Below are 21683 nucleotides of genomic sequence, written 5' to 3' on the forward strand. Positions count from 1 at the left end.
GCTCGCACAGCGCTCGGGCGCCCGACGTCGCGCTACCGCACTGCTGACGGCGGGCGAATGGCGGTTCGTCCGCTGAATAAGTGGCCCCGGCACTTAGCGGAACCTTCCATAAAACAGGCGTAGCTTTTAGGTGTGAATGACAATGCCTTCGCGGGGCCGTTTGCGAACCTGACTAAACCCAGGTCCCCGCTGGAGCTGCTGGACACCGTCCCGGACTCACTGCTGCGTCGGCTGAAGCAATATTCGGGTCGGCTAGCCACCGAGGCGGTCTCGGCAATGCAGGAGCGGTTGCCGTTCTTCGCCGATCTGGAAGCATCCCAGCGGGCCAGCGTCGCGCTGGTGGTACAGACCGCGGTGGTCAACTTCGTGGAGTGGATGCAGGATCCACACAGCAATGTCAGCTACACCGCGCAGGCCTTCGAGCTGGTGCCTCAGGATCTGACCCGGCGCATCGCGCTGCGCCACACGGTCGACATGGTGCGGGTGACGATGGAGTTCTTCGAGGAAGTGGTGCCACTGCTCGCGCGATCGGAAGAGCAGCTGACCGCGCTGACGGTCGGGATTCTTAAGTACAGCCGCGACCTGGCGTTCACCGCGGCTACCGCCTACGCCGACGCCGCCGAGGCGCGCGGAGCCTGGGACAGCCGAATGGAGGCCAGCGTCGTGGATGCCGTGGTGCGCGGCGATACCGGCCCCGAACTGCTGTCCCGAGCGGCCGCGCTGAACTGGGACACCACCGCACCGGCCACGGTGGTGGTGGGGACCCCGGCGCCGGGCCGCGACGGCGCAGCAGAAGCCGGCCCCAGCCGCGCCAGTCAGGACGTGCGCGACGCCGCCATCCGGCATGGCCGAGCCGCCCTGACCGACGTGCACGGCACCTGGCTGGTGGCGATCGTGTCGGGCCATCTATCTCCGACGGACAAGTTCTTTAAAGAATTGATGGATGCATTTTCGGATGGGCCGGTGGTAATCGGCCCGACGGCGCCGATGCTGACGGCGGCCTATCACAGTGCCAGCGAGGCGATCTCGGGAATGAATGCGGTCGCCGGGTGGCGGGGTGCACCGCGACCGGTGCTGGCCCGCGAGCTGCTGCCAGAGCGTGCCTTGATGGGCGATGCGTCGGCCATCGTGGCGTTGCACACCGACGTGATGCGGCCGCTGGCCGATGCCGGGCCGACACTTGTTGAAACCCTGGATGCTTTCTTAGATTCTGGCGGCGCGATTGAGGCCTGCGCCAGGAAGTTGTTCGTTCATCCAAACACGGTGCGCTACCGGCTCAAGCGGATCACCGACTTCACCGGACGCGATCCCACCCAGCCGCGCGATGCTTATGTGCTGCGTGTGGCGGCCACGGTGGGACAGTTGAACTACCCGACGACTCCTTCGGCTGCCGCCAACATTCCGGTTCCCCCGCTTCCGTCCCCGGTCAGAGGGGGTATTGGCGGCGGATCCGGCAGTTAGTGATTTAGATGACAGGTCGCGGCTGTATCTCAAACATGTAGCTTACGATGCTATTTTGTGGGATGTATACAAAAACCTAAGACGAGGTTCATAATCTGTTACACCCCGCAAAACCGTCTTCACAGTGTTCTCTTAGACACGTGATTGCGTTGCTTGCACCCGGACAGGGTTCTCAGACCGAGGGGATGCTGTCGCCGTGGCTGGAACTGCCCGGCGCTGCAGACCAGATCGCCGCATGGTCGCAGGCCAGTGGCCTAGACCTGGCCCGGCTGGGTACCACGGCGTCGACTGAGGAGATCACCGACACCGCGATCGCCCAGCCGTTGATCGTGGCTGCCACGCTGCTCGCTTACCAGGAGCTGACCAGGCGCGGCAGCCTCGCCGGCCGGGAAACGGTAGTGGCCGGCCATTCCGTCGGCGAGATCGCGGCCTACGCGATCGCCGGGGTGTTGGCCCCCGACGACGCGGTCATGCTGGCAGCCACCCGTGGCGCCGAGATGGCCAAGGCGTGTTCCGCCGAGCCCACTGGCATGTCCGCCGTGCTCGGCGGCGACGAGGCCGAGGTGCTCACCCGCCTTGAGCAGCTCGACCTGGTTCCGGCCAACCGCAACGCTGCCGGCCAGATCGTGGCCGCCGGCCGGTTGACCGCCCTGGAGAAGCTTGCCGAGGACCCGCCCGCCAAGGCCCGCGTGCGCGCGCTGGGTGTGGCCGGCGCGTTCCACACCGAGTTCATGGCCCCGGCCCTGGACGGCTACGCTGCGGCCGCGGCCAGCATCGCGACCGCCGAGCCCACCGCCACGCTGCTGTCCAACTTCGACGGCAAGCCGGTCGCCAGCGCCGCCGCGGCGATGCAGGCCCTGGTTTCCCAGCTGACCCGGCCGGTGCGCTGGGATCTGTGCACCGCATACATGCGCGAGAACAATGTCACGGCGATCGTGGAGTTCCCCCCCGCGGGCACTCTGACCGGCATCGCCAAACGCGAACTTCGGGGGGTTCCGACGCGTGCCGTCAAGTCACCCGCAGATCTGGACGAACTGGCAGATCTTTAAGCTCCGGCTCCCGTCCAGAAGCAAAGAAGCACGTCAAATCGGTTTACACACAACATATTACGAAGGGAACTAACTGTGGCCGTCAGTCAGGAAGAAATCATCGCCGGTATCGCCGAGATCATCGAAGAGGTCACCGGCATCGAGCCCTCCGAGGTCACCCCGGAGAAGTCGTTCGTCGACGACCTGGACATCGACTCGCTGTCGATGGTCGAGATCGCCGTGCAGACCGAGGACAAGTACGGCGTGAAGATCCCGGACGAGGACCTCGCCGGTCTGCGCACCGTCGGTGACGTCGTCGCCTACATCCAGAAGCTCGAGGAAGAGAACCCCGAGGCTGCCGAGGCGCTGCGCGCAAAGCTCGAGACCGAGAACCCCGAGGCCGTCGCGAACGTCAAGTCGAGGCTGGAAGCAGAAAGCAAGTGACCAAGCCTTCCACTGCTAATGGCGGTTACCCCAGCGTTGTGGTAACCGCCGTCGCGGCGACGACGTCGATCGCGCCGGACATCGAGAGCACGTGGAAGGGATTGTTGGCCGGCGAGAGCGGCATCCACGTCCTCGAAGACGAATTTGTCACCAAGTGGGACCTACCAGCCAAGATCGGTGGGCACCTCAAGGAACCCGTCGACGTCCACATGGGCCGCCTCGACTTGCGGCGCATGTCCTACGTCCAGCGGCTGGCCAAACTGCTGAGCGGGCAACTGTGGGAGACCGCGGGCGCCCCGGAGGTCGATCCCGACCGCTTCAGCGTTGTGGTCGGCACTGGGCTGGGCGGGGCCGAGCGGATCGTGGAGAGCTACGACCTGATGAACGAGGGCGGCCCCCGCAAGGTATCGCCGCTTGCCGTTCAGATGATCATGCCCAACGGCGCCGCCGCGGTGGTGGGCCTGCAGCTCGGGGCACGTGCCGGGGTCATCACCCCGGTGTCGGCGTGTTCGTCGGGCTCGGAGGCCATCGCCCACGCGTGGCGTCAGATCGTGATGGGCGACGCGGACTTCGCGGTCTGCGGCGGGGTCGAAGGTCCGATCGAGGCGCTGCCCATCGCGGCATTCTCGATGATGCGGGCGATGTCGACGCGTAACGACGAGCCGGAGCGCGCGTCGCGACCGTTCGACAAGGACCGGGACGGGTTCGTGTTCGGCGAGGCCGGAGCGCTGATGATCATCGAGACCGAGGAGCACGCCAAGGCTCGCGGCGCAAAGCCGCTGGCCCGGCTGATGGGCGCCGGCATCACGTCGGACGCCTTCCACATGGTGGCCCCCGCCGCCGACGGTGTGCGAGCGGGTCGGGCGATGCAGCGCTCTATGGAACTGGCCGGGTTGTCCCCCAGCGACATCGACCACGTCAATGCGCACGGAACGGCGACGCCGATCGGCGATGCGGCTGAAGCAAACGCAATCAGAGTGGCGGGCTGTGAAAACGCCGCTGTCTACGCGCCAAAGTCGGCGCTTGGACACTCGATCGGTGCCGTCGGCGCTCTCGAGTCTGCTCTTACGGTGCTGACCCTTCGGGACGGAGTCATCCCACCGACACTGAATTACGAGACCCCGGACCCTGAGATCGGACTTGACGTGGTCGCAGGCGAGCCTCGCTACGGCGAGTACCGCTACGCGATCAACAACTCGTTCGGGTTCGGCGGCCACAATGTGGCGCTCGCGTTTGGGCGCTACTGAGGCCGTATGCACGGAAGGAACGTTCTTTAGAGCCATGACAGAGCTGGTCACCGGGAAGGCTTTCCCGAATGTGGTCGTCACCGGCATTGCCATGACGACGGCGTTGGCAACTGACGCCGAAAACACCTGGAAGTTATTGCTCGACGGCCAAAGTGGGATTCGTACCCTCGACGACCCGTTTGTCGAGGAATTCGACCTGCCGGTCCGTATCGGTGGGCATCTGTTGGAGGAGTTCGACAGCCAGCTGACGCGGGTCGAGCTGCGCCGCACGGCATACCTGCAGCGGATGTCGACCATCATCGGCCGACGGGTGTGGGAGAACGCCGGCAACCCCGAGGTCGACACCAACCGGTTGACGGTGTCCATCGGCACTGGTTTGGGGTCGGCCGAGGAGCTGGTCTTCGGTTACGACGACATGCGGGCGCGCGGCTTCCGGGCGATTTCGCCGCTGGCAGTGCAGAAGTACATGCCCAACGGCGCCGCGGCGGCCGTCGGGCTGGAGCGCCACGCCAAGGCCGGCGTGATGACGCCGGTCTCCGCGTGCGCGTCCGGGTCCGAGGGCATTGCCCGGGCCTGGCAGCAGATCGTGCTCGGCGAGGCCGACATGGCGATCTGCGGCGGTGTGGAGACCAGGATCGAGGCGGTGCCGATCGCCGGATTCGCCAACATGCGCATCGTGATGTCCACCAACAACGACGACCCGGCCGGTGCTTGTCGCCCCTTCGACAAGGACCGCGACGGCTTCGTATTCGGCGAGGCCGGAGCATTGATGGTGATCGAGACCGAGGAGCACGCCAAGGCTCGCGGGGCCAACATCCTGGCCCGCATCATGGGTGCCAGCATCACCTCGGACGGTTTCCACATGGTGGCGCCCGACCCCAACGGTGAGCGGGCCGGGCACGCGATGTCGCGCGCGATTCAACTCGCAGGTCTGACTCCGAAAGACATCGACCACATCAACGCCCACGCCACCGGCACCCAGGTAGGTGACGTGGCCGAAGGCAAGGCCATCAACAACGCGCTGGGCAGCAACAAGCCGGCGGTTTATGCGCCGAAGTCTGCGCTGGGTCACTCGGTGGGTGCGGTCGGCGCGGTGGAGTCGATCCTGACCGTGCTCGCGTTGCGCGACCAGGTCATTCCGCCGACGTTGAACCTGGTCAACCTGGATCCCGAGATCGACCTCGACGTGGTGGCCGGCAAGCCTCGGCCGGGCGACTACCGCTACGCGATCAACAACTCGTTCGGATTCGGCGGTCACAACGTCGCGATCGCGTTTGGACGCTATTAGGCGGCGCACCAAGAAAAAGCCAAGCTTCATCGGCTAAACCCGGAACATACCTGGCGAACTAGGAGACCTGCGATGACAATCATGGCCCCTGAGGCAGTTGGCGAGTCGCTCGACCCTCGCGACCCGCTGTTGCGTCTGAGCAACTTCTTCGACGACGGCAGCGTGGAACTGCTGCACGAGCGTGACCGTTCCGGGCTGCTGGCCGCCGCCGGCACCGTTAACGGGGTGCGCACCATCGCGTTCTGCACGGATGGCACCGTGATGGGTGGCGCCATGGGGACCGAAGGCTGCCAGCACATCGTCGACGCCTATGACACCGCCATCGAGGAGCAGAGCCCGATCGTGGGGATCTGGCACTCCGGCGGTGCCCGGTTGGCCGAGGGTGTGCGTGCGCTGCACGCCGTCGGCACGGTGTTCGAGGCGATGATCCGGGCGTCGGGCTACATTCCGCAGATCTCGGTGGTCGTCGGCTTCGCCGCCGGTGGCGCCGCCTACGGACCGGCGTTGACCGATGTCATCGTGATGGCCCCCGAGAGCCGGGTGTTCGTCACCGGGCCCGACGTGGTCCGCAGCGTCACCGGCGAGGACGTCGATATGGCCTCCCTCGGCGGTCCGGAGACTCACCACAAGAAGTCCGGTGTGTGCCACATCGTCGCCGACGACGAACTCGACGCCTACGCGCGAGGCCGCGAGTTGGTCGGATTGTTCTGCCAGCAAGGGCATTTCGACCGCAGCAAGGCCGAGGCCGGTGACACCGACATTAAGGCGCTGCTGCCCGAGTCTGCTCGCCGGGCCTACGACGTGCACCCCATCGTGACCGCAATCTTGGACTCCGACAGCCCGTTCGCCGAATTCCAGGCCAAGTGGGCACCGTCGATGGTGGTCGGATTGGGCCGGCTCTCGGGCCGCACGGTCGGTGTGCTGGCCAACAACCCGCTGCGGCTGGGTGGCTGTTTGAACTCCGAAAGTGCCGAGAAGGCAGCGCGTTTCGTGCGGCTGTGCGACGCGTTCGGCATCCCGCTGGTGGTGATCGTCGACGTGCCCGGCTACCTGCCCGGGGTCGACCAGGAATGGGGCGGCGTGGTGCGACGCGGCGCCAAGCTGCTGCACGCCTTCGGCGAGTGCACCGTCCCACGGGTCACCCTGGTCACCCGAAAGATTTACGGTGGCGCATACATTGCGATGAATTCCCGTTCGCTCAACGCGACCAAGGTATTCGCCTGGCCGGACGCCGAGGTCGCCGTGATGGGCGCCAAGGCCGCGGTCGGTATCCTGCACAAGCGCAAGCTGGCCGCCGCGCCCGAGCACGAACGGGAGGCGCTGCACGACGAGCTGGCCGCCGAGCACGAGCGGATCGCCGGCGGGGTGGATAGCGCCATCGACATCGGTGTGGTCGACGAGAAGATCGACCCGTCGCACACCCGCAGCAAGCTCACCGAAGCGCTGGCACAGGCGCCCGCTCGCCGCGGCCGCCACAAGAACATCCCGCTGTAATTCATTGCCGCGGGCGTAACCACACCGCGAAATGCTAACCGCTAGTTCGCAGTAGCGCTTTCCTCCGGATCTCTTTGGGCACCGGCCAGCGCGTCGGCCTCCTCCTCGGTTTCCACCGACGGACCCGATCCGGGCAGCGGCTTGCGCGCGACTTCCGGCATGAACCGCAGCGTGACGAGGCCGACCAGGCCCGCCGCGATCAGCATATAGGCCGGCACCATCGGGTTGCCGGTACTCGAAATCAGCGCCTGGGCGATCAACGGGGTGGTGCCGCCGACCGCGGAGATCGCGACGTTGTAGGAAATGGCCAACGCGCCGTAGCGAACACGGGTGGGAAATAGCGCCGGCAACGCCGAGGGCGTGGTGCTGTCGAAGCACAGTTCCATCAGACCGATGAGGAGCACACCGAGGAACACCACCGGGTAGATGCCGCCGGAGCGGATCAGCAGGAACGCGGGGATCGACGCCGCAACAAGCAGGCCGCAGCCCGTCCACATGATCGGTTTGACCCCGATGCGGTCGGACAGTTTTGCGACGAATACCACTGCGGCCATCAGGATCGCCAACACGATGACGATCATCGCAAGTCCGACGTTCTGCACTCCCACAACCACTTTCAGGTAGGTCGGCAGGTATCCGGTCATCATGAAGTCGGCGACCTGGGAGGTCAGCACCAGTGCGGCGCAGATCAGCATCGGCCGCCACTGCTCCGCGATGGTATGCCAAAACTGTTGTGGGACATCATCTTCGGAGGCGCCGTGATCCAGATGGGTGAAGGCCGGCGACTCTTCCAGCCGCAGCCGCATGTACAGCGCAATTAGCCCGAGGGGCGCCCCGAGCAGCAGCGGCACCCGCCAGCCCCACGCCAGCCAATCGTCGTCGGGCAGCCAGGCCTGCAGTCCGGTGACCAGGAATCCGGCCAATACGAAGCCGACCAGATTGCCCAGCGGCAGGAATCCGACCATCATCCCGCGTTTGCGGTCGGGTGCCTGCTCCACCAGATAGGTCATCGCTCCGGTGAACTCGCCGCCGGTGGATAGGCCTTGGAAGACGCGAGCGATGACAAGCAGGACCGGCGCCCAAATCCCGATCGCGCTGTAGCCGGGCAGCAGGCCACTCAACGTGGTGCCGGCGGTCATCATCAGGATCGTGATCACCAGCACCCGCTTGCGTCCGATCCGGTCGCCGAGCGGGCCAAAGATGAATCCGCCCAGCGGTCTCACCACGAACGCGGCCGCTAGCGTGCCGAAGGTGGCGATCAGGTGTACCGCGCTGACGCTGTGCCCCGGATAGAACACCTGCGCGATGGTGGTGGCGATATAGCCGTAGACACCGAAGTCGTACCACTCCATGAAGTTGCCGATCGCGGTGCCCGCGATGGTCCGCGAGACCGTTTCCGGATTGGTGACCCTGATCTCGTCGCGGGCCCAGCGCTGCGGCGGGCTCTCGGTGTCCACCGGTGGTTTCTTACCCCAACTGCGCCCGGCCGAACCCACCGCCCCGCTCAGCCGGCCTCGGCCAGGAACTCTTCGGCGACCGCGACGACCTTATCGCGGTCCCGCGGCACTAGGCCGATGCGCGTCCGGCGGTCCAGGATGTCAGCGGCGTCCAGGGCACCCTCGTGGGTGACGGCGTACTCGAATTCGGCCCGGGTGACATCGATGCCGTCGGCGACGGGTTCGGTGGGTCGCGCGCAGGTGGCGGCGGTCACCACGCTGACCGCCTCGGCGCCGTAGCGGGCCACCAGGGACGGCGGCAAGCCTGCCGCGGGTCCACCCACAGGTTTGGCGGGACCCGGGTTGGCCGGCGCGCCGATCAGCGGCAGGTTCCGGGTCCGGCACGCCGCGGCGTGCAGGTGGCGCAGGCTGATCGCCCGGTTCAGCACGTCCTCGGCCATGTAGCGGTATTCGGTCAGCTTGCCGCCGACCACGCTGATCACCCCGGTTGGCGACTCGAAGACGGCGTGGTCGCGCGACACGTCGGCGGTGCGGCCAGCTCCGGTGTCGATCAGCGGTCGCAGACCCGCATAGGAGCCGATCACGTCGACGGCGGTGACGGCGCTGCCCAGCGCGGTGTTCACGGTGTCCAGCAGGAAGTTGACCTCCTCCTCCGAGGGTTCGGGCACATCGGGAATGGGGCCCGGCGCATCCTCGTCGGTCAACCCGAGATAGATCCGGCCGAGCTGTTCGGGCATCGCGAACACGAACCGGTTGAGTTCGCCGGGAATCGGAATAGTCAGTGCCGCAGTCGGATTGCCGAACGCGGCGGCGTCGAACACCAGATGTGTTCCGCGGCTTGGCCGTAGCTTCAGCTCTTGGTCGATATCGCCGGCCCACACTCCCGCGGCGTTGATCACCGCTGCGGCCGCCACATCGAACGATTGCCCGGTGCGCTGGTCGGTGAGCGTGACCGAGGTGCCGGTGGCCGCCGAGGCGGCGACGTAGGTCAGGATTCGGGCGCCGTGCTGGGCCGCGGTCCGCGCAACCGCCGTCACCAACCTGGCGTCATCGATCAGTTGTCCGTCGTAGTTGAGCAATCCGCCGGCCAGACCGTCGCGCTGGACCGTCGGCGCCATCTCGATCACGCGCCGTGCCGAGATCCGCCGCGACCGCGGCAATGTCGCCGACGACGTACCGGCCAGCACCCGCAACGCATCGCCAGCCAGGAAGCCGAAACGCACCAGCGCACGGCTGGCGTGGCTCATCGACGGCAGCAGCGGAACCAGCTGTGGCATCGCGTGGACCAGGTGAGGGGCGTTGCGCGACATCAGGATTCCGCGTTCGATGGCGCTACGCCGCGCAATGCCGACGTTACCGGTGGCCAGGTAGCGCAGGCCGCCGTGCACCAGTTTCGAACTCCAGCGGCTGGTGCCGAACGCCAGGTCGTGCTTTTCCACCAATACGGTCCGCAACCCGCGCGACGCCGCATCCAGGGCGATGCCCGCGCCAGTGATGCCCCCGCCGATCACCACCACATCCACCGGAGCGCCGTCGGCCAGCGCAGTCAGGTCGGCGGTGCGGCGCGCCGCGTTCAGCGCAGTCGAGTGTTCCATCAGGACAGGTATCCGTTCAGCGTGTAGGTGAGTTGGGCGGCTAGCGCCTCGTCGTCGAGGATCGGTTTGACGATTTCGGCGGATTGGATGGTCGATTGGGCGATCAGCAGGATCATGGTGGCCAGTTGGCGGGGATCGCCGTCGCGAACGCTGCCGTCGCGCTGGGCGAGCTCGAGCCGGGCGGATAGGCCCTCGATTAGGAACTGCTGGCTGGTGCCCAGCCGCTCGGTGATGTACACGCGGGCTAGCTCCGAGTGCATCACTGACTTGATCAACTCGTCGCGGCGCAGCCGATCGGTGACTGCCACCACCTGCTTGACCAGGGCCGCGCGGTCGGTGCCGTCGAACGGCGCTTCCTGGACAACGGCCTGGATGTGGTTGGTCAGCAGAGTCGACATGATCGACTGGGTGTCAGACCAGCGGCGATAGACCGTCGGGCGGCTGACGCCGGCGCGACGGGCGATCTCGGCGAGGGTGACGCGATCGGCGCCGTAGTCGACCACGCAGCTGGCCGCGGCGGCCAGGATCCGATTCCCGGTGTCCGGATGTGCATCGTTACTGATTGACACCATGTGTAATACTGTAACGCATGACGCACAGCGAGGACCTTCTTCCGCCGATGAAATGGAACGCCTGGGGAGATCCCGCTGCGGCCAAACCGCTCTCCGAAGCCATTCGCGGCATGCTGAAGCAGGTTGTCGGCCTCGAGGATTCCGACGAGGTGGAGCTAGAAGCCGACCAGGTGCGGCTGCGCCCGAGTGCCCTGTCACCGGCCGATCAGGACGCCCTGGCCAAGATCGTCGGCGCCGAGTTCTTCCGTACCGACGATCGCGACCGGCTGCTGCGGGCCGGCGGAAAGTCCACTCCGGATATGTTGCGCCGCAAGGAAACCGGTGTCCAGAACGCGCCGGATGCGGTCCTGATCCCCGGCGACGACCAGGCGGTGCTGGAGGTCCTGCGTTACTGCTCCGAGCACGGCATCGCGATCGTGCCGTTCGGCGGCGGCACCAACGTAACGGGCGGTCTGGATCCCGTCCGCGGCCGCTTCGACGCCGTGATCTCACTGGACCTGCGCCGCTTCGACGAATTGCATTCACTCGACGAGGTGTCCGGGATCGCCGAACTGGGCGCCGGGGTCACCGGCCCGGACGCCGAGCGCCTGCTCGGCGAGCACGGCTTCTCGCTAGGCCACTTCCCGCAGAGCTTCGAGTACGCAACCATCGGCGGCTTCGCGGCGACCCGCTCCTCAGGCCAGGATTCCGCTGGCTACGGCCGGTTCAACGACATGATCATCGGGCTGTGCATGGTCACCCCGGCCGGAGTGTGGGACCTGGGCCGGGTGGCGGCGTCGGCAGCCGGCCCCGACTTGCGACAGCTGGCGATCGGGTCGGAGGGCGTGCTCGGCGTCATCACCAAGGTGCGACTGCGCGTGCATCGCAAGCCCGAGACCACGCGCTACGAGGCGTGGTCGTTCCCGGACTTCGCGACCGGCGTCGCGGCGCTGCGCGCGGTCACCCAGGCCGGTACCGGGCCTACCGTGGTGCGCCTTTCCGACGAGGCCGAAACCGGGGTCAACTTGGCCACCCACGAATCGATCGGCGAAGAACAGGCCGCCGGCGGGTGTTTGGGGCTGACGCTGTTCGAGGGCACCCCGGAGCACGCCGAGAGCAGGCATGCGGAGACGCGGGCGGTGCTGGAGGCCCACGGCGGAAAGTCGTTGGGCGAGGAGCCTGCCCGGACATGGGAGCATGGCAGGTTCAGCGCCCCTTACCTGCGCGACTCGCTGCTGGCCGCCGGTGCGCTGTGCGAAACGCTGGAAACCGCCACCGATTGGTCCAACATCGCGGCACTTAAGGCTGCGGTCACCGAGGCGCTGACCAGCTCGCTGGGCGAATCCGGCACACCCGCGCTGGTGATGTGCCATGTATCGCACGTCTACCCGACCGGGGCGTCGCTGTATTTCACCGTTGTGGCGGGGCAGCGCGGAAACCCGATCGAGCAGTGGTTCGCGGCCAAGCGGGCCGCATGCGATGCCATCATGGCCGCCGGGGGAACGATCACCCACCATCACGCGGTCGGCGCCGATCACCGGGCCTGGATGCAAGACGAGGTCGGCGAGCTTGGTGTGCAGGTACTGCGGGCGGTCAAAGCGACACTGGACCCAGCCGGAATCCTCAACCCCGGCAAGCTGATTCCGTGACCCGAAAGGATCCTGCCACCGGTCCGATGGGCCGACGCGAGATCGGCAGGGTGACCGCGCTGACCAATCCGATGTCCGGACATGGGGCCGCGATCGAGGCGGCACAACGGGCGATCGCCCGGCTGCATCACCGCGGTGTCGAGGTCGTCGAGATCATCGGCGACGACGCCCAGGATGCCCGTCATCTGGTTGCCGCCGCGCTGGACAAGGGCACCGACGCCGTCATGGTCACCGGCGGCGACGGCGTCATCTCTAACGCACTGCAGGTGCTGGCGGGCACCGACGTTCCGCTCGGCATCATCCCGGCGGGCACGGGCAACGACCACGCCCGCGAATTCGGCATTCCCACCAAGGATCCCGTGGCCGCCGCGGACATCGTGGTGGACGGCTGTACGGAAACCATTGACCTGGGCCGGATCACCGGCCAGGACGGCTTCCAGAAGTGGTTCGGCACCGTGGCGGCGACCGGATTCGATTCGCTGGTCACCGACCGGGCCAACCGAATGACCTGGCCGCACGGCCGGCTGCGGTACTACATCGCGATGATGGCCGAGCTGTCGCAGTTGCGCCTGCTGCCGTTCCGGTTGGTGCTCGACGGCAAACAGCAGATCGAGGCCGATCTAACGATGACGGCGTTCGGCAACACCCGCAGTTACGGCGGCGGAATGCTGATCTGCCCCAACGCAGACCGCGCCGACGGCCTGCTCGACCTCACCATGGTCAAATCGGAATCGCGCACGAAGCTGATCCGCTTCTTCCCCACCGCCATCAGGGGCACCCATATCGAACTCGACGAGGTGACCACCGCGCGGGCCAGCACGGTCGAAGTCGAGTGCCCCGGGATCAACGTCTACGCCGACGGCGACTTCGCCTGTCCGTTGCCGGCTGAGATCTCGGCGATCCCGGCCGCACTTCAGGTGCTACGCCCGAACCACACCTAGAGGCGTCGGCAAGGCAACCCAAATCCGGGTAGGCGGGTCTGGCACGACTTACGCATATCTCACACATGTTTCAAGCGGAAGTCTTAGAGTCGGCTGAATGTCCTATGTCAATGCAGCACCCCAGATCGTGGGTGCAATCGCCGGGGATTTGGCCAACATCGGATCGCAGATCGGCGCCGCCAATGCAGCTGCGCAGGGCGCGACGACCGCCATCGCGGCGGCCGGCGCCGACCAAGTCTCAGCGGCCATCGCAGCAGTGTTCAGTGGGCACGCTCAGGCCTATCAAGCCGTGGCAGCACAGGCCACGGCGTTTCATGACCAGTTCGTGCAGTTGTTGTCGACCAGTGCCCGGTCATATGCGAACGCCGAGGCCGTAAACGTCCAACAAATTGTGCTGTCCGCGATCAACGCACCCACCGAGACACTGCTGGGCCGCCCACTGATCGGCAACGGTGCGAACGCCGCGGCCGGCAGCGGCGCCGCTGGTGGTGCCGGCGGAATATTGATCGGTAACGGCGGTAACGGCGGATCCGGCGGGGTCGGACTGGCCGGCGGGCCCGGCGGGGCCGCGGGGCTTTTCGGCACCGGCGGAGCCGGCGGTCAAGGCGGGCCGGGCATGGCTGGTGGCACTGGTGGCGCCGGCGGGATGCTTTACGGGAACGGCGGGGCGGGTGGCGCCGGTGGCATCGCCGGGCCGGCCGGGGCCGGTGGCATCGGCGGCAACGGCGGCAACGCCGGCTGTTGGGGCAATGGTGGAGCGGCAGGCGCCGGAGGGCTCGGCGCGGCCGGCGGTATTGGCGGCACCGGTGGCCAGCTGGTCGGTGATGGCGGAGCCGGCGGAGCGGGTGGTGCCGGGGCGGCCGGTGGCGGCACCGGCGGGGCGGGTGGCGCCGGCGGCAACGCGGTGGGCGTCTGGGGCAACGGCGGAGCCGGCGGATCCGGCGGTACCGGCGGCACCGGTGCCGCAGGCACCAACCCGACTCTGCAGCCCCCGGTGACCTCTGCGGCCAACGGCACCGACAACAGCGGCAATACCACTGGCCAAGCCGGCGGCGACGCCGCCAGCGGAACCTTGGCCGGACAGGCCGGTGGAGTCGGCGGCAATGGCGGCCTTATTTCCTCTGACCAAAGCGTGACGGGCGGCAACGCAGGCAAGGGCGGTGATGGCGGTCTCGGCGCGCCAGGCGGTGCCGGCGGGGTCGGCGGCAGCGCCACCTCCCGTTTCGACACAGCCATTGGTGGTACCGGGGGCAACGGCGGCGACGGCGGTGTCGGCGCGCCAGGCGGCCCCGGAGGTGCGGGTGGCACCGCCAACTGTTTTTCGTCGGCCGGCAAAGCCGGGACCGGCGGCCACGGCGGCGACGGCGGCACCGGCGCGCCGGGCGGTGCGGGGGGCGGGGGCGGCGCCGGAATCTCAAATGCGGCCGGCGGTCTCGGCGGTAACGGCGGAAATGGCGGCGGCGGCGTGGCGGGCAGCACCGGCGGCCACGGTGGAGTGGGCGGAGTCGGCGGACGCGGCGGCTTCCTGGTCGGCGACGGTGGTGCCGGTGGTATCGGAGGCGCCGGGGGCACCGGAGGCGCAGGTGCGGCCGGCGCGGTGGGCGGTGCCGGCGGCAACGGTGGTAGTGCGGTCCAGTCGAACATTAACGGCGGCAACGGAGGCACGGGTGGGGACGGCGGCACCGGCGGCGACGGCGGCATGGGTGGTGACGGTGCGGACGGCGGCGCCGGCGGCGCGGGCGGGCTGTTTGGCCACACCGGTAGCACCGGAGCCGGCGGAATGGGCGGCACCGGCGGGGCCGGGGGCACCGGCGGAAACGGTGGCGCCGGTGGCAATGGCGGCCCGTCCCACGGCCCCGGGGCGCCCGGCGGCGTAGGCGGCGTCGGCGGCGACGGCGCAGCCGGCGGAAACGGCGGTGTCGGGGGCTCCGGTGCCGCCGGCAGCGCTGGCACCGGGGCGACCGGTCTTGGCGGCGCACACGGTGACAGCGGCGCACACGGCATGCACGGCTGATCGTGTAGCCGGTGCGCGGGACGCGTCGCGTTCAGCATGTCGAGTTCTCGCGAGACACCGATATCGCGAGCGGTGTATGCAAAGGCAACGTCGATATGCCGGTGTCAGCCAAGCCCGTTGGGTGACGCCGAGCAGACGTAAAAGCACCGTGGAACAGCTGTTCCACGGTGCTTTTACGTCTGCTCGCGGGACCCGGGCTAGCCGACGCCGCGGCTGAGCCAGGTCAACTCGCCGGCGTCGCCGCCGTCGCGATACGGCTCCAGCGCCTCGTCCCACGCAGTGCCCAGCACCGAATCCAGCTCGGCGGCAAGGGTATCGGCTCCCTGGGCCATCATCGTGCGCAGCCGCATCTCCCCGACCATGATGTCGCCGTTGGCGCTCATCGCGCCGCTCCACAGACCAAGCTGCGGGGTATGGCAGAACCGGTGGCCGTCGACGCCGGGACTGGGGTCCTCGGTGACTTCGAACCGCAGAACCGACCATGAGCGCAACGCGTTCGCCAATCGGGAGCCAGTCCCCACGGGACCCACCCAGTTGGTGACCGCGCGCAACTGCCCGGGCATGGCCGGCTGCGGAGTCCACACCAAATTCGCCTTGGCTTGCAAGGTCGACGACAACGCCCACTCGACATGCGGGCACACCGCCGCTGGCGAGGCGTGGACGTACACCACGCCGGCCGTCACGTCGGCAAACTGATTCGACGCACGCATCTTCTTGCTCCTTCGGTTCCACGAGGGACGTCTTCCCCAACGACCTGGTGAACCCGAGCAAGCAACGTGCCTGAGATGCCTACGCAACTATTTGTGTGTCGTGCGTGTCTATTGTGCCCTGTGAGACCCGTGTTGCGCTAGTGTGCGTTTTCCCTTTTGAGCCCTAACTCGATTTTCTGGGACCCTAAGCCGCGAATTCTGCCAGCACCGCGTCGGAAAGCGCAGGCCAGGGCGCCAGCGCCCACTCACCGAAATCTCGGTCGGTGAGCACCACCAACGCCAGGTCCGCCTGGGGATCCGCCCATACGAAACCACCCGACTGGCCGAAGTGACCAAACGTGCGCACCGAGTTGCGCGCTCCCGTCCAGTGCGGCGACTTGGAGTCGCGCAGCTCGAAGCCCAGGGCCCAATCGTTGGGCCGCTGTACGCCGTAGCCGGGCAGTACCCCGTTGAGGCCGGGGAATTGGACGTCGATGGCCTGCGCGTGCATCTGGGCCGACACCGTGACCGGACGCAGCAGATCGCCGGCGAACGACGCTAGGTCGTCGACCGTCGAGGTGGCTCCGTAACCGGCCTCGGGGGCGCCGCCGTCGAGGCGGGTGGTCGTCATGCCCAGTGGCGCGCATACCGCTTCGGTGAAGTAGCGGCCGAACTCGATCCCCGATTCGCGCTCGATGGTTTCGGCCAGCACGGCGAACCCGTAGTTGGAATACATTCGGCGGGTACCGGGCTTCGCGAGCACATCGCCGGTCAGCATGGCCAGTCCCGATGCGTGCGCCAACAGGTGACGGACGGTGGACCCAGGCGGTCCGGCTTCGGTGTCGAGATCGACGACGCCCTCCTCGACGGCGATCTGCGCGGCGCGCGCCACCAACGGCTTGGTCACCGATGCGAGCGCGAACACCCGCGCGGTGTCGCCGTGTCTGGCCAGCACCCCGTCCGGGCCGACGACCGCCGCGGCGGCGTTCGGGACCGGCCAGTCCTCGAGGGCATCGAGGGGCGCCGTCATTTGCGGGCGATGTAGAAGTAGTTGAACGGGTCCGATTCGATCTCAGCCACCTCCACGTCCTCGAAGCCCGCGTCCGCGAGCATCGACGTGGCCAACTGCCGCCCCCACACCGCGCCGAGTCCGGCCCCGTCCAGCGCCAGTGACACCGTCATGCAGTGCATCAGCGACGTCGTGTAGAGGTAGCTGCCCATCGGGTGGCCGATGTTCTCCTCCACTCGGCTGGACGCCTTGACGTCCGCCATCAACAGCACGCCGCCAGGTCGCAGCGAGCGGTGGATGTTCTCCAGCACGCGTGCGGGCTGCGCCTGGTCGTGGATGGTGTCGAAGGCGGTGATCACGTCATAGGCATCAACTTTGTCCAGCCGGGTCAGATCGTGACTCTCGAAGCTCGAATTGTTCAGACCCAGGCGTGCGGCCTCGGCGACGCCGGCGGCGATGGCCTCGTCGGAGAAGTCGATTCCGGTGAAGCGGCTCGCCGGAAATGCCTCGGCCATGAGGTTGCTCGCGTGTCCGCTGCCGCAGCCCACATCTGCCACGTCCACTCCCGAGCGCAGCCGTTCGACAAGCCCGTCGACGATGGGCAGCACGTTGTCAATCAGGCTCCCGTCGAAAACCATGCCACTCATCTCGGCCATCAGCGCGTGGAAGCGTGGATATTCGCGGTAGTGCAGCCCGCCGCCGACGCGGAAGCAGTCGATGATCTTCTGCTCGACCTCGCTGAGCAACGGGACGAACTGGGCCACCACCGCCAGATTGTGGGGTCCCGCCGCCCGCGTCAACACAGCGGCGCGATGCGCGGGCAGCGAATAGGTCGCAGCGGCGGCGTCATAGTCCACGATGCATCCGGTTGTCATGCCGCCCAACCACTCCCGGACGTAGCGCTCGTTGAGTCCAGCCGCATCGGCGATCTGGGCGCTGGTCGAGGGCGGCAGCTCGGCCATCGTCTCCAGCAGACCGGTCTGGTGTCCAACGCTCACCAGGATCGCCAAGCTGGCGCCGTCGATGGCCGCGACCATGCGCTCGGTGAACGCCTCGGTAGTTTCGGGTGCCGTCATGATCAGCGACGCTACACCGGCTGGCTGCACGGTAAACGGCGGCGAACAGTAGGTTGATTAACCATGAGTCAGACAGTGCGCGGCGTGATTTCACGGTCCAAGGGCCAGCCGGTCGAGGTGGTCGACATCGTTATCCCGGACCCCGGGCCTGGCGAGGTCGTCGTCGACATCACTGCCTGCGGCGTGTGCCATACCGACCTGACCTACCGCGAAGGTGGCATCAACGACGAGTACCCGTTCCTGCTCGGCCACGAGGCGGCGGGCACGGTCGAGGCCGTCGGACCGGGCGTCACCAGCGTCGAACCGGGTGACTTCGTGATCCTGAACTGGCGCGCGGTGTGCGGCCAGTGCCGGGCCTGCAAGCGCGGCCGGCCACACCTGTGTTTCGACACGTTCAACGCCGAGCAGAAGATGACGCTGACCGACGGCACCGAACTCACACCCGCGCTGGGCATCGGGGCGTTCGCCGACAAGACGCTGGTCGCGGCCGGGCAGTGCACCAAGGTCAACCCTGAGGCCGACCCCGCCGTCGCCGGCCTACTGGGCTGCGGCCTGATGGCCGGGCTGGGTGCGGCGATCAACACCGGCAGGGTGACCCGCGACGACACCGTCGCGGTGATCGGCTGCGGCGGCGTGGGCGATGCCGCCATCGCCGGGGCTGCGCTGGTCGGCGCGAAGAAGATCATCGCCGTGGACACCGACAACACGAAGTTGCAGTGGGCCCGCAAGTTCGGCGCCACTCACACCGTCAATGCTCGGGAATTCGATGTCGTCAAAACTATCCAAGACCTCACCGACGGCTTCGGGGTGGACGTGGTGATCGACGCTGTCGGGCGCCCGGAAACCTGGAAGCAGGCGTTCTACGCCCGCGACCTGGCCGGGACGGTGGTGTTGGTGGGCGTGCCCACGCCCGATATGCGACTGGACATGCCACTGGTGGACTTCTTCTCCCACGGCGGATCGCTGAAGTCGTCGTGGTACGGCGATTGCCTGCCCGAGCGCGACTTCCCCACCTTGATCGATCTCTATCTGCAAGGCCGCCTGCCGCTGGAAAAGTTTGTCTCCGAGCAGATCGGGCTAGACGACATCGAGGAGGCCTTTCACAAGATGCATGACGGTAAAGTGCTGCGTTCGGTAGTGATGCTGTAATGGTGGACATCGACCGCCTGGTAACTCACGGCACGTTCGAACTCGACGGCGGCAGTTGGGAAGTCGACAACAACATCTGGCTGGTCGGCGACAACTCCAACGTGGTGGTATTCGACGCTGCCCACTCCGCGGAGCCCATCATCGAGGCCGTCGGCGGCCGGCATGTCGTCGCAGTGGTGTGCACGCATGGGCACAACGACCACGTGACGGTGGCACCCGAGCTCGGCAAGGCGCTCGATGCCCCAGTGTTGCTGCATCCCGCCGACGAGGTGCTGTGGCGAATGACGCACCCCGACAGCGATTTTCGCGCTATCGCAGATGACGAGACGGTAACAGTGGGCGGCACCGAGCTGCGCGCACTGCACACCCCGGGGCATTCCCCCGGCTCGGTGTGCTGGTACGCCCACGACCTGGGTGTGGTATTCAGCGGCGACACGCTTTTCTCCGGCGGTCCCGGTGCCACCGGGCGTTCCTACTCCGATTTCCCGACGATCCTGCAGTCGATCTCCGGGCGGCTCGGCAAGCTGCCCGGCGAGACCATCGTGCATACCGGTCACGGCGATAGCACCACCATCGGCGAGGAGATCGTGCACTACGAGGAGTGGGCGGCTCGGGGCCACTGACTCCCCCTGCCCTACTGCCGCGAGCGTCCCCCAAATGCCGGCTGCGCGCGGCGTGTCGACGTACATTCGAGGACCTTCGGCGAGCAGGACCGGGCAGGGCCGGCCCAAGCAGGGCCGAGCAGGGCCGGGCAAGGCCGGGCCGGCGCAAAGCACAGGCCTACAGCTCGTCGAGGATGCGACGCTTTTCGGCCTGAAACTCCGCTTCCGTTAACGCACCCGAATCCCGCAGCGCGGCAAGTGTTTTCAGACGCTCTAACCTGACTCCCTCGCCGGTCGGCTCATACGCCGTCGGCGCAACAGCAGGGGTGGTGTAAATCGGTGCCGAGTATGTGGCGGAGCCCAATGGCACCGGTTTGCGTCGAGCACGGCCCAGCCAGATGGACGACAACACCAGATCGACCAGCGCGACGACGAACAATGCGACGAACACCCCGACCAGGTAGCCGTAGGAACTCTGGTAACCGAAGGCCAGCCGTGGATTGATGTATCCGCCCACCTGCCCGTCGGCGGTCACCTGGTAGGTGCCTTCGGTATGCACCCGGATATTCCATACCCGCACATGCGCATCATTGTTGACTGTCGTTGTGCTGCCGATACTTTCGGCCACGTCAGGCTGCGCGACACCCTCAGGCGGCTGGAACGTGATACTCAGCGGCGGCACCGGCAGACCTACCCCGTTGGTGCCGCCGGCGACCAAGACGTGCAGGCTGATGTTGGCATCACCTGCGGGTAGGTGCACGCTGCCGGTTCCCGGGATAGGCACCTCTCCATAAGCGTTGTATTTGTCCAGAAAGAACGCGTTGAGCACCAGGGTGATGATGAATCCGGCCACCGATGCGATCAACACGACGATGGCCAGGGCCAGCGAAACTTTTGCGACCCGTCTGCCGTTCATCCACGCAGTTTGACACGCTAGGGGCCCACACAAGGGCCGACGAGCGAAAACCCACGGCGACGGGGGACACTAATGGCGGCCGCAGCCGAAAAGGGAGAAGGAGCGTTCCAGATGGCCAACGATCTCGTCGCCACGGTGCCCGACCTGTCCGGCAAGCTCGCCGTCGTCACCGGCGCCAACAGCGGACTGGGGTTCGGACTGGCGAAGCGGCTTTCAGCGGCCGGCGCCGATGTGATGATGGCCATCCGCAACCAGTCCAAGGGCGAGGCGGCCATCGAGCAAATTCGTGAAGTGGTGCCCGACGCCAAGCTGACCATCAAGCCGCTGGACCTGTCGTCGCTGGCGTCGGTCGCGGCCCTGGGCGAGCACCTGAATTCGCTGGGCCGCCCGATCGACATTCTGATCAACAACGCGGGCGTAATGACCCCGCCGGAGCGCGATACCACCACCGATGGTTACGAATTGCAGTTCGGCAGTAACCATTTGGGACATTTCGCGCTGACCGGGCATCTACTGCCGCTGTTGCGCGCCGCCGCCAAACCGAGGGTGGTCTCGCTGAGCAGTATCGCTGCCCGCCGTGGCCGCATCCACTTCGACGATCTGCAATTCGAGAAGTCCTACGCGCCGATGGCCGCGTACGGCCAGTCGAAGCTGGCGGTGCTGATGTTCGCCCTTGAACTGGACCGTCGCAGCCGGGCCGCCGGCTGGGGCATCGATTCCAACGCCGCACACCCGGGGTTGACCAAGACCAACCTGCAGATCAGCGGTCCGTCGCACGGCCGCGAAGAGCCAACATTGATGCAGCGGTTCTACACGGCGTCGTGGCGCGTTACCCCATTTTTCTGGCAGGAGATCGACGAGGGCATCCTGCCGGCGCTGTACGCCGCCGCCACCCCGGGCGCCGAGGGCGGCGCGTTCTATGGGCCTCGCGGATTGTACGAGACCTCCGGGGGCGGCGTGGCCGAAGCCAAGATTCCCGCCCGTGCCGCCAATGACAAAGATCGTCAACGCCTTTGGGAGGTCTCCGAGCGGCTCACCGGCGCTAGTTTCCCCACCGGGAGTTGATGTGAAGC

19 protein-coding genes are annotated in these 21683 nt (G+C 67.0%); 12 read left to right on the forward strand and 7 right to left on the reverse strand.

Going from position 1 to position 21683, the window contains the following annotated elements:
• The first annotated feature begins 132 nt into the window (after window positions 1-132).
• The 6 genes from H0P51_RS17345 to H0P51_RS17370 all read left to right on the forward strand — a co-directional run bounded on the left by H0P51_RS17345 (window position 133) and on the right by H0P51_RS17370 (window position 6962).
• Window positions 133-1461: a PucR family transcriptional regulator gene (locus H0P51_RS17345; protein WP_180914011.1), complete on the forward strand. Its 1329-nt coding sequence runs from the start codon at window positions 133-135 to the stop codon at window positions 1459-1461.
• 140 nt (window positions 1462-1601) lie between these two features.
• Complete coding sequence (locus H0P51_RS17350; protein ID WP_180914012.1) at window positions 1602-2510, forward strand: ACP S-malonyltransferase; 909 nt, start codon at window positions 1602-1604, stop codon at window positions 2508-2510.
• Between the two features lie 75 nt (window positions 2511-2585).
• Window positions 2586-2933 carry a meromycolate extension acyl carrier protein AcpM gene (gene acpM / locus H0P51_RS17355; protein WP_036359271.1) on the forward strand — a complete coding sequence of 116 codons (348 nt, stop codon included), beginning with the start codon at window positions 2586-2588 and terminating at the stop codon, window positions 2931-2933.
• A complete protein-coding gene (gene kasA, locus H0P51_RS17360) occupies window positions 2930-4180 on the forward strand; it encodes a 3-oxoacyl-ACP synthase KasA (protein ID WP_180914013.1) in 1251 nt (416 codons plus the stop codon). The genes acpM and kasA overlap by 4 nt, the downstream gene beginning before the upstream one ends.
• A 34-nt stretch (window positions 4181-4214) precedes the next feature.
• Window positions 4215-5468, forward strand: coding sequence for a 3-oxoacyl-ACP synthase KasB (gene kasB, locus H0P51_RS17365; protein ID WP_180914014.1), 1254 nt, complete (start codon window positions 4215-4217; stop codon window positions 5466-5468).
• A 72-nt stretch (window positions 5469-5540) separates the two neighbouring features.
• Window positions 5541-6962 (forward strand): acyl-CoA carboxylase subunit beta, encoded by a 1422-nt coding sequence (locus H0P51_RS17370; protein ID WP_180914015.1) that lies wholly within the window; start codon window positions 5541-5543, stop codon window positions 6960-6962.
• Between the two features lie 41 nt (window positions 6963-7003).
• Here the strand turns inward: H0P51_RS17370 and H0P51_RS17375 are convergent, their stop codons facing one another.
• The 3 genes from H0P51_RS17375 to H0P51_RS17385 all read right to left on the reverse strand — a co-directional run bounded on the left by H0P51_RS17375 (window position 7004) and on the right by H0P51_RS17385 (window position 10586).
• On the reverse strand, window positions 7004-8314 hold the full coding sequence (locus H0P51_RS17375) for an MFS transporter (RefSeq protein ID WP_246398842.1): 1311 nt from the start codon (window positions 8312-8314) through the stop codon (window positions 7004-7006).
• A 152-nt stretch (window positions 8315-8466) separates the two neighbouring features.
• Window positions 8467-10014, reverse strand: a complete 1548-nt coding sequence (locus tag H0P51_RS17380) for a glycerol-3-phosphate dehydrogenase/oxidase (RefSeq protein WP_180914017.1) — start codon at window positions 10012-10014, stop codon at window positions 8467-8469.
• Window positions 10014-10586, reverse strand: coding sequence for a TetR/AcrR family transcriptional regulator (locus H0P51_RS17385; RefSeq protein ID WP_180914018.1), 573 nt, complete (start codon window positions 10584-10586; stop codon window positions 10014-10016). Before H0P51_RS17385 ends, H0P51_RS17380 begins: the two co-directional genes overlap by 1 nt.
• 47 nt (window positions 10587-10633) lie before the next feature.
• Here H0P51_RS17385 and H0P51_RS17390 point away from each other — a divergent pair, with 47 nt between their 5' ends.
• The 3 genes from H0P51_RS17390 (at window position 10634) to H0P51_RS28985 (ending at window position 15169) form a co-directional block, all read left to right on the forward strand.
• Window positions 10634-12214, forward strand: a complete 1581-nt coding sequence (locus H0P51_RS17390; protein WP_180919043.1) for an FAD-binding oxidoreductase — start codon at window positions 10634-10636, stop codon at window positions 12212-12214.
• Window positions 12215-12240: 26 nt separating this feature from the next.
• Entirely contained in the window at window positions 12241-13155 is a 915-nt protein-coding gene (locus tag H0P51_RS17395) for a diacylglycerol kinase (RefSeq protein ID WP_180919044.1), read from the forward strand.
• A 97-nt stretch (window positions 13156-13252) separates the two neighbouring features.
• Window positions 13253-15169 carry a PE family protein gene (locus H0P51_RS28985; protein WP_180914019.1) on the forward strand — a complete coding sequence of 639 codons (1917 nt, stop codon included), beginning with the start codon at window positions 13253-13255 and terminating at the stop codon, window positions 15167-15169.
• Window positions 15170-15366: 197 nt separating this feature from the next.
• Here the strand turns inward: H0P51_RS28985 and H0P51_RS17405 are convergent, their stop codons facing one another.
• The 3 genes from H0P51_RS17405 to H0P51_RS17415 form a co-directional block, all read right to left on the reverse strand.
• Window positions 15367-15879 carry a DUF3145 domain-containing protein gene (locus H0P51_RS17405; protein ID WP_180914020.1) on the reverse strand — a complete coding sequence of 171 codons (513 nt, stop codon included), beginning with the start codon at window positions 15877-15879 and terminating at the stop codon, window positions 15367-15369.
• Window positions 15880-16063: 184 nt separating this feature from the next.
• Complete coding sequence (locus H0P51_RS17410; RefSeq protein ID WP_180914021.1) at window positions 16064-16888, reverse strand: serine hydrolase domain-containing protein; 825 nt, start codon at window positions 16886-16888, stop codon at window positions 16064-16066.
• Window positions 16885-17946 (reverse strand): class I SAM-dependent methyltransferase, encoded by a 1062-nt coding sequence (locus H0P51_RS17415; RefSeq protein WP_180919045.1) that lies wholly within the window; start codon window positions 17944-17946, stop codon window positions 16885-16887. Before H0P51_RS17415 ends, H0P51_RS17410 begins: the two co-directional genes overlap by 4 nt.
• Before the next feature lie 60 nt (window positions 17947-18006).
• Here H0P51_RS17415 and H0P51_RS17420 point away from each other — a divergent pair, with 60 nt between their 5' ends.
• Both H0P51_RS17420 and H0P51_RS17425 read left to right on the forward strand, forming a co-directional pair.
• The gene (locus H0P51_RS17420) at window positions 18007-19092 is read left to right on the forward strand and encodes an S-(hydroxymethyl)mycothiol dehydrogenase (RefSeq protein ID WP_180914022.1); all 1086 of its coding nucleotides are present in this window, start codon (window positions 18007-18009) and stop codon (window positions 19090-19092) included.
• Entirely contained in the window at window positions 19092-19715 is a 624-nt protein-coding gene (locus H0P51_RS17425; RefSeq protein WP_180914023.1) for an MBL fold metallo-hydrolase, read from the forward strand. The genes H0P51_RS17420 and H0P51_RS17425 overlap by 1 nt, the downstream gene beginning before the upstream one ends.
• A 157-nt stretch (window positions 19716-19872) precedes the next feature.
• Here the strand turns inward: H0P51_RS17425 and H0P51_RS17430 are convergent, their stop codons facing one another.
• Complete coding sequence (locus H0P51_RS17430; RefSeq protein WP_180914024.1) at window positions 19873-20610, reverse strand: SHOCT domain-containing protein; 738 nt, start codon at window positions 20608-20610, stop codon at window positions 19873-19875.
• A 111-nt stretch (window positions 20611-20721) separates the two neighbouring features.
• Between H0P51_RS17430 and H0P51_RS17435 the strand changes: the two genes are divergently transcribed.
• A complete protein-coding gene (locus H0P51_RS17435; RefSeq protein WP_180914025.1) occupies window positions 20722-21675 on the forward strand; it encodes an SDR family oxidoreductase in 954 nt (317 codons plus the stop codon).
• The last annotated feature ends 8 nt before the right edge of the window (window positions 21676-21683 follow it).

Source organism: Mycobacterium vicinigordonae (genome assembly GCF_013466425.1).
Taxonomy (GTDB): Bacteria; Actinomycetota; Actinomycetes; order Mycobacteriales; family Mycobacteriaceae; genus Mycobacterium; species Mycobacterium vicinigordonae.

Bases quoted from the DNA above. Each gene is read 5' to 3' on its own strand.
- kasB (WP_180914014.1), top strand. From the start codon at position 4,215: ATGACAGAGCTGGTCACCGGGAAGGCTTTCCCGAATGTGGTCGTCACC.
- H0P51_RS17370 (WP_180914015.1), top strand. From the start codon at position 5,541: ATGACAATCATGGCCCCTGAGGCAGTTGGCGAGTCGCTCGACCCTCGC.
- H0P51_RS17375 (WP_246398842.1), bottom strand. From the start codon at position 8,314: ATGGAGTGGTACGACTTCGGTGTCTACGGCTATATCGCCACCACCATC.
- H0P51_RS17380 (WP_180914017.1), bottom strand. From the start codon at position 10,014: ATGGAACACTCGACTGCGCTGAACGCGGCGCGCCGCACCGCCGACCTG.
- H0P51_RS17385 (WP_180914018.1), bottom strand. From the start codon at position 10,586: ATGGTGTCAATCAGTAACGATGCACATCCGGACACCGGGAATCGGATC.
- H0P51_RS17390 (WP_180919043.1), top strand. From the start codon at position 10,634: ATGAAATGGAACGCCTGGGGAGATCCCGCTGCGGCCAAACCGCTCTCC.
- H0P51_RS17395 (WP_180919044.1), top strand. From the start codon at position 12,241: ATGGGCCGACGCGAGATCGGCAGGGTGACCGCGCTGACCAATCCGATG.
- H0P51_RS28985 (WP_180914019.1), top strand. From the start codon at position 13,253: ATGTCCTATGTCAATGCAGCACCCCAGATCGTGGGTGCAATCGCCGGG.
- H0P51_RS17405 (WP_180914020.1), bottom strand. From the start codon at position 15,879: ATGCGTGCGTCGAATCAGTTTGCCGACGTGACGGCCGGCGTGGTGTAC.
- H0P51_RS17410 (WP_180914021.1), bottom strand. From the start codon at position 16,888: ATGACGGCGCCCCTCGATGCCCTCGAGGACTGGCCGGTCCCGAACGCC.
- H0P51_RS17420 (WP_180914022.1), top strand. From the start codon at position 18,007: ATGAGTCAGACAGTGCGCGGCGTGATTTCACGGTCCAAGGGCCAGCCG.
- H0P51_RS17425 (WP_180914023.1), top strand. From the start codon at position 19,092: ATGGTGGACATCGACCGCCTGGTAACTCACGGCACGTTCGAACTCGAC.
- H0P51_RS17430 (WP_180914024.1), bottom strand. From the start codon at position 20,610: ATGAACGGCAGACGGGTCGCAAAAGTTTCGCTGGCCCTGGCCATCGTC.
- H0P51_RS17435 (WP_180914025.1), top strand. From the start codon at position 20,722: ATGGCCAACGATCTCGTCGCCACGGTGCCCGACCTGTCCGGCAAGCTC.